Origin of the sequence: Nocardioides sp. NPDC006273, assembly GCF_040613495.1 — a bacterium.
Taxonomy (GTDB): domain Bacteria; phylum Actinomycetota; class Actinomycetes; order Propionibacteriales; family Nocardioidaceae; genus Nocardioides.
Map to the genome: position 1 here is coordinate 36,465 of NZ_JBEXSD010000013.1, position 14,196 is coordinate 50,660.

14 protein-coding genes and 1 tRNA gene are annotated in these 14,196 nt (G+C 68.4%); 6 read left to right on the forward strand and 9 right to left on the reverse strand.

The features are described 5' to 3' along the window. Positions 1–100 precede the first annotated feature (100 nt). From ABZZ22_RS08120 to ABZZ22_RS08145, 6 genes are all read right to left on the reverse strand, one after another. Positions 101–174, reverse strand: a tRNA-Met gene (locus ABZZ22_RS08120). A gap of 53 nt (positions 175–227) precedes the next feature. After that, complete coding sequence (locus ABZZ22_RS08125) at positions 228–3,131, reverse strand: UPF0182 family protein (protein WP_354929033.1); 2,904 nt, start codon at positions 3,129–3,131, stop codon at positions 228–230. Next, positions 3,128–3,724: a PPA1309 family protein gene (locus ABZZ22_RS08130; protein WP_354929036.1), complete on the reverse strand. Its 597-nt coding sequence runs from the start codon at positions 3,722–3,724 to the stop codon at positions 3,128–3,130. The genes ABZZ22_RS08125 and ABZZ22_RS08130 overlap by 4 nt, the downstream gene beginning before the upstream one ends. Then, complete coding sequence (locus ABZZ22_RS08135) at positions 3,721–4,767, reverse strand: PDZ domain-containing protein (protein ID WP_354929039.1); 1,047 nt, start codon at positions 4,765–4,767, stop codon at positions 3,721–3,723. The genes ABZZ22_RS08130 and ABZZ22_RS08135 overlap by 4 nt, the downstream gene beginning before the upstream one ends. Positions 4,768–4,851: 84 nt before the next feature. Further along, on the reverse strand, positions 4,852–5,088 hold the full coding sequence (locus tag ABZZ22_RS08140) for a hypothetical protein (protein ID WP_179659494.1): 237 nt from the start codon (positions 5,086–5,088) through the stop codon (positions 4,852–4,854). A 36-nt stretch (positions 5,089–5,124) separates the two neighbouring features. Beyond that, positions 5,125–5,562, reverse strand: a complete 438-nt coding sequence (locus ABZZ22_RS08145) for a molybdenum cofactor biosynthesis protein MoaE (RefSeq protein ID WP_354929042.1) — start codon at positions 5,560–5,562, stop codon at positions 5,125–5,127. A gap of 57 nt (positions 5,563–5,619) precedes the next feature. Between ABZZ22_RS08145 and ABZZ22_RS08150 the strand changes: the two genes are divergently transcribed. Both ABZZ22_RS08150 and ABZZ22_RS08155 read left to right on the forward strand, forming a co-directional pair. Then, positions 5,620–6,984, forward strand: a complete 1,365-nt coding sequence (locus ABZZ22_RS08150) for a zinc-dependent metalloprotease (RefSeq protein WP_354929045.1) — start codon at positions 5,620–5,622, stop codon at positions 6,982–6,984. Further along, on the forward strand, positions 6,981–7,508 hold the full coding sequence (locus ABZZ22_RS08155) for an NUDIX hydrolase (protein WP_354929048.1): 528 nt from the start codon (positions 6,981–6,983) through the stop codon (positions 7,506–7,508). Before ABZZ22_RS08150 ends, ABZZ22_RS08155 begins: the two co-directional genes overlap by 4 nt. Before the next feature lie 16 nt (positions 7,509–7,524). On the opposite strand, the gene ABZZ22_RS08160 is transcribed toward ABZZ22_RS08155, so the two are convergent. Continuing rightward, positions 7,525–8,367: an AraC family transcriptional regulator gene (locus tag ABZZ22_RS08160; RefSeq protein ID WP_354929051.1), complete on the reverse strand. Its 843-nt coding sequence runs from the start codon at positions 8,365–8,367 to the stop codon at positions 7,525–7,527. 65 nt (positions 8,368–8,432) lie between these two features. On the opposite strand from ABZZ22_RS08160, the gene ABZZ22_RS08165 reads away from it, so the two are divergent. Next, positions 8,433–9,092, forward strand: a complete 660-nt coding sequence (locus ABZZ22_RS08165; RefSeq protein WP_354929054.1) for a dihydrofolate reductase family protein — start codon at positions 8,433–8,435, stop codon at positions 9,090–9,092. On the opposite strand, the gene ABZZ22_RS08170 is transcribed toward ABZZ22_RS08165, so the two are convergent. Beyond that, positions 9,011–9,556: a M48 family metallopeptidase gene (locus ABZZ22_RS08170; RefSeq protein WP_354929057.1), complete on the reverse strand. Its 546-nt coding sequence runs from the start codon at positions 9,554–9,556 to the stop codon at positions 9,011–9,013. The genes ABZZ22_RS08165 and ABZZ22_RS08170 overlap by 82 nt on opposite strands. Positions 9,557–9,567: 11 nt before the next feature. After that, positions 9,568–10,620: a PHP domain-containing protein gene (locus ABZZ22_RS08175; RefSeq protein WP_354929060.1), complete on the reverse strand. Its 1,053-nt coding sequence runs from the start codon at positions 10,618–10,620 to the stop codon at positions 9,568–9,570. A 540-nt stretch (positions 10,621–11,160) separates the two neighbouring features. Here ABZZ22_RS08175 and ABZZ22_RS08180 point away from each other — a divergent pair. The 3 genes from ABZZ22_RS08180 (at position 11,161) to argS (ending at position 14,179) form a co-directional block, all read left to right on the forward strand. Beyond that, the gene (locus ABZZ22_RS08180; protein ID WP_091051197.1) at positions 11,161–11,319 is read left to right on the forward strand and encodes a DUF5679 domain-containing protein; all 159 of its coding nucleotides are present in this window, start codon (positions 11,161–11,163) and stop codon (positions 11,317–11,319) included. Positions 11,320–11,553: 234 nt separating this feature from the next. Continuing rightward, entirely contained in the window at positions 11,554–12,324 is a 771-nt protein-coding gene (locus tag ABZZ22_RS08185) for a hypothetical protein (protein ID WP_354929065.1), read from the forward strand. A 157-nt stretch (positions 12,325–12,481) separates the two neighbouring features. Further along, positions 12,482–14,179 carry an arginine--tRNA ligase gene (argS, locus tag ABZZ22_RS08190; protein ID WP_354929198.1) on the forward strand — a complete coding sequence of 566 codons (1,698 nt, stop codon included), beginning with the start codon at positions 12,482–12,484 and terminating at the stop codon, positions 14,177–14,179. Positions 14,180–14,196 lie beyond the last annotated feature (17 nt).

A 14,196-nucleotide genomic window follows, 5' to 3' on the forward strand; every position in this document is an offset into this window, starting at 1 on the left:
CTCATGAAGCACTGAACAAGGTTCAACTACACACGAAACCGCAAGTCAGGCTCGAAATCACGAAGGCCCGGACCTCTCGGTCCGGGCCTTCGTCTTGGAGTAGCGGGGACAGGATTTGAACCTGTGACCTCTGGGTTATGAGCCCAGCGAGCTACCGAGCTGCTCCACCCCGCGTCGCAAGAAGAACATTACACGCGAGGGGAAACGAACCCTAATCGGAGATGTCCTCAGCCCCCGGAGATCAGATCGGCGGCCTGGTCGACCTTGTCCTGCGCCTCGGCGATGAGCCGCTCGCGCTCGGCGTAGTCGCCGGACTTGCCGGCCTGGTCCGCCTCGGAGAACAGGGTGCGCGCATCCTCGAGAAGCTGGCCGACCTCGCCCGGCGAGTCGCCAGACGAGGGTGGCTCCGTCTCAGCCGGTTCTTCGTCTTCGGGATCCGAGGTCGACGGCGGCGTCGGTGCGGCGCCGGTCAGCGCGACCTCCAGAGCCTCGTTCAACGTCGAGCCGTAGCCGACCCGGCCGTCGTAGGAGACCAGCACGAAGGCGAGCTGGGCATAGCCGGAGGTGGAGGCGGTCGCCCGGCGGGCGTAGATCGGCTCGACGTACAGGATGCCGTCCTTCGCCGTCGGATAGGTGATCACCTGGCCCCAGACCGGTGCCGAGCCGGAGCGGTTGAACGAGGCGACCTCGTCGGCGATCGCCTTGTCCGTACGGAACTCGTTGGAGACCATGCCAGGACCCTGGGTGTCCTCGGGGAAGCCGGTGGTGATCCGGATCCTCCCGTAGTTCTTCGAGGTGGCGTCCGAGTCGACCGACATCATCGCCGCCAGGTTGGGGCGGTTGTAGGGCACGAAGGCCGAGGTGAGCGACCAGCGAGCCGTCCCCGAGCCGTCGTCGAGGAACATCCGGTAAGGCGTCTGCTGGTGGTTGTCGTCGTTCGGGTCCTCGGGTACGGCCCAGCGCTCGTTGCCGGAGAAGAAGACGTCCGGGTCGGAGACGTGGTAGCGCGCCAGCTGGTAGCGCTGCACCTTGTAGAGGTCTTCGGGGTAGCGAAGGTGCTCCAACAGCTCCTTCGGGATCGACGACTTCGGCATCACCGTGCCGGGGAAGGCCGCCTCCCACGTCTGCAGGATCGGGTCCGCCTCGTCCCACTCGTAGAGGGTGACCGTGCCGTCGTAGGCGTCCACGGTCGCCTTCACCGCGTTGCGCATGTAGTTGATCTCGTCGGTCGGCAGCGTCTGCACCCCGGCCGAGCTCTGAGTGGCGTCGTCGGTCATCGAGGCGAACGAGTCGCTCGCGGACTGCGGGTAGCGGTCGGTGGTGGTGTAGCCGTCGACCACCCACTGGATCCGCCCGCCCACGACCACCGGGTAGACGTCGTCGTCGAGCGTCAGCCACGGGGCGACCTTCTGCACCCGCTCCTTCGGGGTGCGGTCGTAGAGGATCTCGGAGTTCTCGTTGACCCGCGAGGAGAGCAGGAAGTTCGTGGAGCCGAACTGGATGGCGTACATCAGCTGGCGGAAGTTGGACCCGATCGGGACCCCGCCGGAACCTTCGTACGTCGTCCGGGTCTCTCCGTCCTCGGAGTTGTAGTCGAGCTCGACCGGGTTGCCCTTGCCTGCCTTCCCGACGATCGAGTACTCCGGCGAGTCCTCGCCGAAGTAGACCTTGTCCTGGAAATCGCTCTGGCCCGAGGTCAGGTCGTGCTGGCCGGTGCGGTCACCCTCGGCCCACTGCATCTGGTTCGACTCGGTCTCGTCGTCGGCGCCGCGCATGTTGGCGTAGGAGGCGATCACGCCGTTGGAGTGGGTGTAGACCGTGTGCAGGTTGGTCCAGGTGCGATCGGAGTCGGAGATGCCGGCCTGGTTGAGCTCGCGTACGCCGAGCACGACCGCCCGCTCCTTGCCGCCGATCTCGTAGGTCGAGATGTCGAGCGGCTCGTGCACCGAGTAGTAGGAGCGGCCCTGCTGGACCTGCTCGAACTCGCGGTGGACGACCGTGGAATCGACGATCGGCAGCGAGGAGGCGGTCTCGTCGAGCTTTTCGGGCGAGGCGCCGTCGGCCTCGGCCTGCGAGCCGTACTTGGTGATCTCGAGGTCGTCCTCGGCGATGCCGTAGGCCTCCTGGGTGGCCTTGATGTTGGCCGCCAGGTAGGGCTTCTCCTTGTCCTGCTCGCTCGGCCGGACCTGGAAGCCCTGCACGACCGCGGGCCAGATCATGCCGATCAGCAGCACCGAGATGACGAACAGCGAGATCGCGATCGAGGGCAGCTGCCAGTTGCGTCGCCACATGTTCAGGATGAAGAGGAGCCCGCAGATCACCGCGATCGCGAGCAGGATCTGGTTGGCCGGGAGCACCGCGTTCTCGTCGGTGTAGGTCATCCCGTCCAGGCGAGGGCCCGAACCGTTGACGAGGTCGTAACGGTCGACCCAGTAGTCGAGCCCCTTGACCAGCAGAATCAGGCCGAACATGGCACTGAGCTGGACCTGGGCCGAGCGGGTGAACCGGTCGCGCTGCGCGGTGAGCCGGATCCCGCCGTAGACGTAGTGGACGACCATCGCGTCGATGGTGCCGAGGATCAGCCCGGTCAGGGCGAAGTTGACCAGGTAGTGCAACCACGGCAGATCGAAGATGTAGAAGCCGACGTCCTTGCTGAAGAACGGGTCCTTCTTGTCGAAGTCGCGCCCGTGGCGCCACATCAGGTAGGCGCGCCACTGGCCCGAGCCGGAGAACCCGGCGAAGATCCCCGAGACGCCGGCGATGCCGATCAGCAGCCACGTGCGGATCGGGGCGATCGCGTCGCGGTAGCGATCCAGGCCGCCGATGTCGTCTGCCGGGTGGAAGTAGGGGCGGGTGCGGTAGGCGAGCGCCGCGGGCAACCCGATCAAGATCGCCATCAGCACACCGAAGATGACGAAGAGCGCCGCCCGCGTCCAGAAGACCGTGCCGAAGACGCTGCTGAAGTCGATCGCGTCGTACCACAGCGCGTCGGTGTAGATCGCCGCGAAGGCGCTGATGCTGAAGAAGAGCACGATGACCGATACGGCCGAGATCGCCAGCCAGCGGTTGCGACCGGTGCTCTGGGTGCGCGCCGGCGCCTGCGCCGGGTCGTCGTCGTCAAACAAGCTCATTGGTCGCCCTCGCTGTCCGGGATCTCCTCAAGAGTGACACGCAGCAGTTCGAGCAGCTCCGGGACCAGGTCGACGCCGCCGATGACCGACTGGTCGTCGTCGTGCGCCTTCAACCTCAGCGCACAGTACGTGGCACCGGCACGTGTCGCGCCGGCCACGATGCGTACCTCTTGCCGGTCGGGGTGTGCCTTGGCGAACTCGGCGGCCGCCTCGGCGTCCTCAGGGATCTTCCCGTCTGCGTCGGGCGGCAGCACCAGACGCTCGACGACCGCGGCGCAGCCGGTGACGCCTTGCGGCCAGGCGGTCGTCTGGAGGACCTCCTCCAACTGCGTCGTCACCGGGATCTGATCCTGCTCGATCGGGGTCAGCGACCCGTCCTGGTCGGGAGCGTCCAGGCCCATCATCGTGGCGAGCGCGGGCTCGGCCTCGACCAGCGCGGCGGTGTCGACGAGCGCGAAGAGCCTCGCCGGTCCGTCCCACCCCTCCCCGGCGACGTGGGCCTCGATCTCGAGGACGGCCGTGGCCAGCGCGGGGTCGGTCTCCAGATCGAGTCCGCGGCTGAGCTCAGGCGTGGGCTCAGGGGTGTCGTTCACTTCGTGCTCCCACAGGTCGGCAGCTTGGCATTGGGGTCCTCGGTCCAGGTTTCGATTGCCTCGATGGCGTCATCGAGAGTCTCCACACGGGTCAGGCGCATGTCACCGTTCGCGGCGCCCTCGACGTCTTGGCAGTTGCCGGCGGGCACCAGGAAGAGCTCCGCTCCGTCCTCGGCCGCTCCCGGGATCTTCTGTTGGATCCCGCCGATCGGACCGACGTTGCCGTCACCGTCGATGGTGCCGGTGCCGGCGATCTTCCGCTCGTCGGTCAGCGGATCCTCGGTGAGGGTGTCGTAGACGGAGAGCGCCATCATCAGCCCCGCGCTCGGCCCGCCGATGGCCGGGTCGAGGGTGATCTTGATGTCGTAAGGGAACTCGTAGGTCGCCCCCAGCGAGACGCCGATGTAGGCCTTGCCGTCCTTCTCACCGGTCGTGATGGTCTCAGTGCGCTTCTTGCCGTCGCGCTCGACGGTCATCACGACCGTGTCCCCGGGCTCGACCTTCTGCACCTCGGTGACGACCTCTTGCGGGGTGTCGACCGGCTTGTCGCCGACCTTGGTCACCACGTCGTCGGCCTTCAGCTTGCCGGCTGCCGGCGCGTCCTTGGCCACCTCGGCGACCGAGACCTCGTCGACGTCCTCACCGAGCTTGGTCAGCGCCGCCGCGATCGCCGCGTCCTGAGCGCTGGCCATCTGCACCTGCCCGGCCTCACGGTCGTCCTCGACAGTGCCCTGGTCCGGGTATGCGACCTCGCGCGGGTAGACCGCCTCGGTGTTGCTCATCCACGCACCCAGCAGAGTCCACAGTCCGAGCCTGGCCTCGCGGGTGGTCTCGGAGACCGTGGTCATCCGCAGCTGTCCCTCGTCGTCGTAGGCCTTGTGACCCTCGACCTGGACGATGTCCTTGCCGTCGAACTCGCCCAGGACATTCACCGTCGGCCCAGGGCTGTAGATCGTGTAAGGCAGCGGAACCACCCACGCGATCACGATCAGGGCGACGACGAGCGGCAGGGCGATGAGACCCGCCAGGGTGCGCTGCGTCATAGCGTCACCTTCTCATTCGAGACAAACAGGTGACCGAGGGTGGGTCTCGACGAGCTCGGGGCCACTACGTTCAGCCCCCAAAGCCTAGGAGGCATCGCGGTTGACACGCACCGCGAGCCCGGTCGACCTGTCGGGCGGCGGCTGGGGGGCTGCGTACTTCTTCGAGCGCTCGCGGGTCTTGGTCTTCTCCAGCGCGATGCCGAGGCGGCGGACGACCTCTTCCCGGTCCTCCTCGCGCCCCTCACGCCCCAGGAAAGCAACCCAGGCCATCGCCAGCACGGTGATGACCGCGGAGGGTACGAGCCAGAGCAGAATGTCCACGATCAGCAATCGTATTGGTGTCGCCAACAGGGCGCGTCAGGGCGCGCCGACCCACTCGTCCGTGCCGTCGGTGAAGGCCTGGTGCTTCCAGATCGGGACCTCGGCCTTGAGGGTGTCGATGAGGTCGCGAGACGCGGCGAAGGCCTCGCCGCGGTGGCCGGAGGCGGTGGCGACGATGACCGCGATGTCACCGATGTCGAGGTGACCGGTGCGGTGAACGGCGGCGACGCCCGCGACGCCGTGGTCGGCGGCCACCTTCTCGGCGACCTCCGTCAAGCGCGCGAGGGCGGTCGGGTGGGCCTGATAGTCGAGGCCGGTCACGCCCTTGCCACCGTCGTGGTCACGTACGCGGCCGACGAAGAGGGTCACCCCGCCGGAAGCGTCGTCGTCGAGAGCGTCCATCACCTCGGTGACGTCGAGCGGGGTCTCCCGGATGTCGAGGAGCTTCACGGCACCCTTCTTACGTTCAGCCATGAGATACATGCTAGTCCTTGCAGACAGTGGGCTTCCGTAACCGCGTAGGCTGGAGACATGAGTCAGACCCCAGGTGGCCCCGACGAGCCGGAGGAGCCGGAGAACCCGTTCAAGGGCACGCCCTTCGAAGCTTTCTTCGGTGGTTTCCCCATCGGCGGCGTCGGTGGCGGCCCCGGCGGCATGCCGGACCTGAGCCAGATCTTCGGTCAGATCCAGTCGCTGCTACAGCCCTATGACGGCCCGCTGAACTGGGACGTCGCGATGGACCTTGCCCGCAAGGTCGCCGCATCCACACCCGACCCGACGCCTTCTCAGCGACAGAAGGACGCGGTCGCCGACGCGATCCAGCTGGCCGACCACTGGTTGGAGGAGACCACCTCCTTCCCCACCGGCGTGAAGTCCGCCACCGCCTGGTCGAAAGCGGAGTGGCTGGTCAACACGCTGGACGCGTGGAAGCCGCTGATCGAGCCGGTCGCGGCGTCCACGGCGAGCGCGATGAGCGGTCAGCTCCCCGAGGAGATGAAGGCCCAGATGGGCCCGATGATCGGGTTCGTCGGCAAGGCGATGGGCGCGTTGTACGCGAACCAGGCCGGCACCGGCCTCGGCCATCTCGCCGGCGAGGTCATCTCGGTCTCCGACATCGGCATCCCGCTCGCCGAGCTCGGCCAGGCCGCGCTGCTGCCGGTCAACGTCGAGCCCTTCGCCGAGGGCCTGGGCGTCAGCACCGACGACGTGCTGCTCTACCTGGCGCTGCGCGAGGCGGCCCATCAGCGGCTCTTCGCGGGGGTGCCGTGGCTGCGCGACCATGTCGTCTCCGCCGTCACCGACTACGCGCAGGGCGTAGAGCTCAACATGGAGGCCATGCAGCAGCGGATCGAGGAGCAGATGCGCGGCCTCGACCTCTCCGCGATGCAGGACCCCACGCAGCTGCAGAACATGTTCGAGGAGGGCATGTTCGAGGTGCCCGACTCGCCGGTGCAGAAGGCTGCGCTGGAGCGGCTCGAGATCGTGCTGGCGCTCGTCGAGGGCTGGGTCGACGAGGTCGTCGCCCTGGCCACCGCCGACAAGATGCCGGTTGCCACACAGCTGCAGGAGGCCGTACGCCGCCGCCGGGCTGCCGGCGGTCCGGCCGAGCAGACCTTCGCGACCCTGGTCGGCCTGGAGCTGCGACCGCGTCGACTGCGGGACGCGGCCGCGCTGTGGGGCTCGCTGCGCACCCGGCAGGGCATCGAGGCCCGCGACGGCGTCTGGATGTCCCCGGCGCTGCTGCCCACCTCGGCCGACCTGGACGACCCGCTCGGCTTCCGCGAGGGCGCCGAGGCTCCCGACGTCGAGTCGATCGACTTCGACGAGGAGCTCAAGAAGCTGCTCGGTGGCGACGGCGACGGAGGCAGCGACACCAGCGGGGACTCGAAGGAGTGAGCGCGCTCGCGATGCTGCGAGCGTGGGAAGCGCCGTCCGACTCGCAGGAGGCTCTGCGGCAGCGCTATGTCGCTCACCTCGAGGCGAACCCTGAAGGTGTCTTCAAGCCGTCCGTCCCCGACCATCTGACGGCTTCGTGCCTGGTGGTCTCCGAGGACGGCTCGCAGGTCCTGCTCACCCACCACCGCAAGGCCCGGCGCTGGTTCCAGTTCGGTGGCCACCTCGAGCAGGGGGACCCGACGCTGTGGGCCGCGGCCGCCCGCGAGCTTCGCGAGGAGTCGGGCGTGCCCGACCTGGAGCCGATGCCCGGCATCGTCCAGCTCTCCGAGCACCCGGTCCCCTTCTGCGCGCCGTCCGGTGACGTCCACCATCTCGACGTACGCTTCGTGGCCCTCGCTCCCGCCGGTGCGGTTCCGGAGGTGAGCGAGGAGTCGCTGGACGTGCGTTGGTGGCCGGTCGACGCCATCCCCGACCCCGAGGAAGACCTCCTCGAGCTGGTCAAGCTCGCCCAGGCTCGTCTCTAAACCGTGAGACGCGTCCTCATGGGTCCGTGCCGAGCGCGGTGTGGGCGGTCGGCCGACGGCTGACGGCGAGCGCGGCGGGCGGTTCACCTGCGTATCTGACGACGTCGCGGGTCAGGTGGCTCTGGTCGGCATAGCCGTGACGGGCGGCGACCTCGGCGACGGTCAACGCGCCGAGGCGATGTATCGAGCTTGTCGAGATGTCGGAGGCGGCGCGCTCGAAACGTACGACACCGGCAGCTGCCTTCGGAGTGAGCCCGACCGCGCGCTGGAAACAGGTCGTGACGTATCGATGGCTCCATCCGGTCTCGGCCACGAGGTCCCGGATGCGGACCTGACCTCCGGACTCGGTGATCCGATCCCACAGCCAGGCCACCAGCGGGTCGGCCGGACCACCGGCCCGCGCCAGCAGAGCGGACTGCACCAGGTCGAACCTCGGTCGCCAGGTCCCGGCCTCTGCGAGCTGTTCCGAGAAGGACGGCCCGAGCTGGGGCATCAGGTCCTCGACCGCGATCACCCTCCCGGCCACCTCACGACCCGGGACACCGAGCAGCTGGGAGATGCCGAGCGGCGTCAGATAGACCTGCACGCACGCATGGCTACGGCCGGACCGGGTCGAGACCGGCCCGCGCATGAACCCGGACAGGAACGACTCGTACGTCCCGACGCCTTCCCCCGCGGCGACGTCGACGATCTCGAACGGGTCCCCGAAGGAAAGGACCAACGGAAGCAGGGTCCCCGCGGACTGGCGCCGTTCGAGCGGCGTGGCCGACTGTTCACGGAAGCCGACGACGCCCGCCACCAGACCCCGCAGACCAGGGTGGGTGGGCAGACGCACGATCTCGCGGGTCACGCCGGTCACATACCGATGATCGCCGGTCGATTTCGTTCAAGCCAGACGATTCGAGAAAGGCGCAGGCTGTAGGCATGCGAAAACTTGCGATCGTGGAGTTCTTGAGCGTCGACGGCGTGATGCAGGGGCTGGGCTCCCCGGACGAGGACCGAGAGGGTGGATTCGAGCACGGCGGGTGGGGCGCGCCGTACAGCGCTGCGCTCGGGGAGGTCCTCTCCCCCGACGTCGGTGCGCAGACCTCGGCGTACGTCATGGGACGGCGGACCTACCAGAAGATGGCCGAGTTCTGGCCGACCCAGCCCGATACGAACCCCATGGCGGCGAGCCTCAACTCAGCCCCGAAGCACGTCGCGACCCGCACGCTCGACGACCTGTCCTGGAGGGGTGCCAGCGCGCTCCAGGGAGACGTCATCGAGGCGGTCGCCGGCCTCAAGGCCGAGGGGAAGGGCACCATCGTGGCGCTCGGGAGCGGTGACCTCGTCCGTCAGCTGATGAGTGCCGGGCTCGTCGACGAGCTGCAGCTGTTCCTGCATCCGTTGCTGCTCGGCACCGGCAAGCGACTCTTCGGCGACCTGCCGTCGCCGTGCTCGCTGCGGCTCGAGGACATCGCCTCGACGAGGCTCGGCACGGTCGCGCTCACCTACGCCGTCGATCAGTCGATCTCTTCGACGTCGTCGTCGTCCTCACCCGGAGGGGCGGGGAGCCTGGCGGCGGCGGACCAGCCGGCCAGGTAGCCCTTGGCGCGCTCGGCCTGGGGGTAGCGGTCGACCCAGGCCCAGAATGCGTCGTTGTGCTTGGCCTCGAAGAGGTGGGCGAGCTCATGGACGAGCACGTAGTCGATGACCCAGTTCGGCATGCCGCGCAGCCGGTCACTGAGCCGGATCGAGCGGTCACCCGGGGTGCAGGAGCCCCAGCGGCTGTTCTGGTTGTCGACCCAGCGCACGGAGTCGGGCTTGGCCAGACCGCCGAAGTACTGGTCGCTCAGGGCGACGGAGCGCCGCATCAGGTCGTCGTCGCTGGGCTTGCGGCGCCGCTCGGCCTTCTCCAGCCGGGCGACCATCTGCTCGACCCACTCGGACTCCTCCCGCTGCGACATCGCGGCCGGGATCATCACGATGATGCGGTCGCCGTCACGGTAGGCAGAGACCGTACGCCGACGCCGCTTGCTGCGTCGCACCTCGATCTCCGGGCCGTCCATAGGACAAAAAACTACCTGTTCGCCCAGGCCAGCAGGCGGTCCCGCGGCCAGGTGTTGACGATCCGTTCCTCTTCGATGCCCGCCGCTTCGGCTCGTTCGCATCCCAGGACGAGGAAGTCGAGCTGACCCGGAGCATGCGCGTCCGAGTCGATCGAGAAGAGGCAGCCGATGTCGCGAGCGAGCTCGAGGAGCTTGGTCGGCGGGTCTCTCCGCTCGGGCCGCGAGTTGATCTCGACCGCGACCTGGTGCTCGGCGCACGCCTCGAAGACCTTGCGCGCGTCGAACTGGCTGCCCGGCCGGACGCCGCGGTTTCCGGTGACCAGTCGGCCGGTGCAGTGGCCGAGCACGTTCATCCGGGTCGTGGAAACCGCCGTGACCATGCGCCTGGTCATCTGCTCCTTCTCCATCTTGAGCTTGGAGTGGACGCTCGCGACCCGTAGCTCGAGCTTGTCGAGCATCTCGTCGGTCTGGTCGAGACTGCCGTCGTCGAGGATGTCGACCTCGATCCCCTTCAGCAGGGTGAACCCGTGTCCGGCGAGATGGTCGTTGACGGCGTCGACCACGCCGAGCTGGCGCTCCAGGCGGGCGACGCTGAGTCCGTTCGCGATGGTCAGACGCGGGCTGTGGTCGGTGAGCACGAGGTAGTCATGACCGAGCTCGATCGCGGTGAAGGCCATCTCCTCGATCGGCGACCCACCGTCGGACCAGTCGGAGTGACTGTGCAGGTCGCCCCGGATCCGGCTCCGCAGCCCGTCCCCGGCGCCATCGGCGGTCAGCGACCCGCCGTGCGCCCGCTCGGTGTCCCGCAGCCGCTGCGGAACCTCGCCGCGCGCCGCCTCGGCGATGACCTTTGCGGTGCTCGCGCCGACCCCGCTCAGCTCGGTCAGGGTGCCTTCGTCCGCCCGGCGGCGGATGTCGTCGTCGGAGAGGGGAAGGATCGCTGCCGCGGCGGCGCGGAAGGCCTTCACCTTGTAGGTGTCCTCGCGACCGCGCTCGAGCAGGAACGCGATCCGACGCAGGGCCGCGACGGGGGACAACGCCTCGCCTACCAAATCTTCCTCCAACTATTTTCTCCTCCACAGCTGGCCGAGAATGATTTTCCCAGGTCAAGGTCTTGATTCCACTCAACATTCTTCATCCGCGTTCCATGGTTACTCACAGGAACGGACGTGTCATCCACCGGATGTCCCCAAGCAAAGCCGGGTTCTCCACATCTTGTCCACAAGGATCGCGGAGTGGGACGTTGACGTGCCCCGCCATCCTCTTTAGGTTCGATATCAGTGGGACCCCCGGCGCCGCCGGACGGCCTTCGCAAGGGGAAGGCGAAGGACGATCCAGGCACCGGGGGTCCCTCCATATTTCCAGACGACTCGGTCTCCGCGACAACGACTTCTGCGCGCTGTCGCGAGCGCCTTCGATGCTCCTTCGAAAGCCCCGAATCCCCCGGTATCACGCCAACACGCCGAGACTCGCTCGATAGCCCGTGTTGCCGCCGCAAGCCTCGTGTGTCGTAGGGTCGAAGCGGCTCGCCATGGCGAGCTTCCGACGGGCTTCCCTGACCACCCCGTCGCGACGACCAGTTACATCGAGGCAAGGAGGCCGTCATGGCGGAGACCTGGAGCGGCGAGTTCTACTGCGTGAAGTGCAAGGAGAAGCGCGAGGCGACCGGTGAGATTCGGGTGAACGACAAGGGCACCAAGATGGCCAAGGCCGTCTGCCCCGTCTGCAGCACCAACCTGAACCGCATCTTGGGCAAGGCCTGAGCCTGCGACTCCGCGACGAAGGAGCGGAGTCGCAACGCGAAGGGATCGAGCGAGCGCGCGGCTGAGCTTGCGAAGTCGCGACCGCGGGTCGAGATACTTCACTCAGTTCATCCTGAGCCCACGCGGCGGCGTCCCCGGCATGTCCGGGCGGCGCCGCTGTCGCATTTCAGAAGTTATCCACAGGCCCTGTGGATTGCCGATGCAAGAATCCTGAGCCGATGTGAGACTCCCGGTATGAGCACGCGCTACCGGATTCGGCCGGGGTATGTGGCCGTACGACGTGATGATTCCCGACTCCAGATCGGCATCGACCCGCCACGGCGGGCGATCGTGCAGGACGGCGTGGAGGTTCGCCGCCTGCTGACCGACCTCGCCGCCGGAAGGGCCGTCGAGCCCGACCATCTGCCGGGGTGGCACGCGATGCAGCAGCTCGGCAACGCCGGTCTGCTGGCGGAGGCGGACGGTGAGGACCCGCCGCCACCGGTCGCCTTCGACGGGCCGCCCGCGATGGTCTCGGCCGCTCGGGCACTGCTCGGGCCGGCGCCGGCATCGAGCGACCCGGGCGTCGTCGTGCTTCTCTCCCAGGGACCGCTCGATCGCGAGCGCGCCGATGAGATGGTGCGTGGCGGACGGGCGCACCTCGTCGTGGAGAGCGGCCCCGACAGCTGGTCGGTGGGCCCGCTGGTCGTGCCCGGTGTCACCGCGTGCCTGCGATGCGTCGACGCAGCCCTCGCCGAGGAGGACGACAGGCGTGCCGTGGTCGTGAACCAGCTCGTCGGCATCAAGGTGCCGAGCGATGCGTTGCTGCAGTCCCTCGCGCTCTCCTGGGCCGTACGCGACGCCCACACCTACTTCACCGGACGCACACCGGCCTCGTGGTCGGCGACGGTGGTCCTCACCCGTGACGACGCACCCACGGTCCGGCCCTGGCTTCGGCATCCCTACTGCGGCTGCGCCTGGGACCTGATCGCCGCAGCGGGGGCGGAGGGCGGCGAACCGGCTTGACCGGACTCAGGTGCCTCCGGCACCCTTGCGGACATGGTCACGAAGAGCGCGCTGCGACGACGAGGCTCGGGTCTCTGACCCCGCCTTCGCGTCAGGCTGCCCTCTTCACCTCCTAGGACCACTCGTGCACGAGCACACCCTCGCCCTGTCCGCACACCTGCAGGACGCCGTCGTCACCTGCTTCGGTGGCGCCTACGCCGGCATCGACCCCGAGCTGCGCCCGGCCACCCGGCCCGAGTTCGGGCACCTCCAGTCCAACCTCCCGCTGCGACTGGCCGGCCCCCTCGGCCTGCCGCCGCAAGACATCGGCGCCCGCCTCATCGACGCCGTGGACATCTCGACGAGCTCGATACATCGCCTCGGCGGACTAGGCACCCTCGAGCTGGCCGGCGCCGGATTCATCAACGTCACCTGGTCCCCCAGCGTCCTCGGCGCGGCCGTCCGGGACCTGCTCACAGACCCGCACCTGGGCGTACCCGCTCAAGAGAGCCCGAAACGGGTCGTCGTCGACTACTCCTCCCCCAACGTCGCCAAGCAGATGCACGTCGGGCACCTGCGTTCCACGGTCATCGGCGACGCCCTGGCGCGGGTGCTGACCTGTGCCGGCCACGAGGTCGTCCGGCAGAACCACCTCGGCGACTGGGGAACACAGTTCGGCATGCTGGTCGAGGAGCTGCTCGGGGAGGATCTCCGCGACCCGGCGGCGGTGGCCGGTCTGGACATGGCCGAGCTGCTCGCGCTCTACCAGCGGGCCAAGGTGCGCTTCGACGACGATCCGGGTTTCGCCGACTCCGCCAGGCGGCGGGTCGTGGCGCTGCAGTCCGGCGAACCGACCACGCTCGCGCTGTGGCAGGCGCTGGTCGACGCCTCGATGACGGAGTTCGACGCCGTCTACAGCCGGCTCGGCGTACTCCTGACCGACGACGACTTCGACGGCGAGAGCCGCTACAACGACCGGCTTCCCCGCGTCGTCGACGACCTCGACGCGTTGGGGCTGCTGACCGAGTCGGCCGGCGCGCAGGTCGTCTACCCCGACGGTTTCACCGGCCGCGACGGCGCCTCGCTGCCGCTGATCGTGCGCAAGTCCGACGGTGGGTTCGGCTACGCGGCCACCGACCTCGCCACGATCCGGCACCGTGTCGACGACCTCGCCGTCGACCGGGTCGTCTACATCGTCGACCACCGGCAGAGCCAGCACTTCGAGATGGTCTTCGCCGTCGCTCGCGCCGCCGGCTGGCTGCCCGACTCGGTGGAGGTCCATCACGTCGGCTTCGGGACCGTGCTTGGCCCCGACGGTCGGCCCTTCAAGACCCGCTCGGGCGAGACGGTGACGCTGACCGCGCTGCTGGACGCTGCCGAGGAAGCGGCCGCGGCCAGCTATGCCGGCCCGGAGGTCGTACGCATGGTGGCCAACGCCGCCGTGAAGTACGCCGACCTCTCCAACCATCTCGCCCGCGACTACGTCTTCGACCTCACCAGGATGTCGGCCACCACCGGTGAGACCGGCCCGTATCTGCAGTACGCCCACGCCAGGGTGTGCAGCATCCTCGCGCAGGCGCCCCAGCAGACGTACGCCGCCGGCACGCCGCACCACCCGGCCGAGCAGCGGCTCGCGCTGGAGCTGGCCGGCTTCGCTCCGGTGGTCGCCAAGGTCGCCGACACTCTGGAGCCGCATCACCTGACTGCGTACCTCTATGGCCTGGCGACCGCGTTGACGGCGTTCTACGAGAGCTGTCCGGTGCTGAAGGCGGAGGGCGAGGTCAGGGAGACGCGGCTCGGGTTGTGCGAGGCGACGCGTCGGGTGCTGTCGACAGGGCTCGGGCTCCTCGGGATCGAGGCGCCCAAGCGGATGTGAGCGGGGCCGACTGGTGA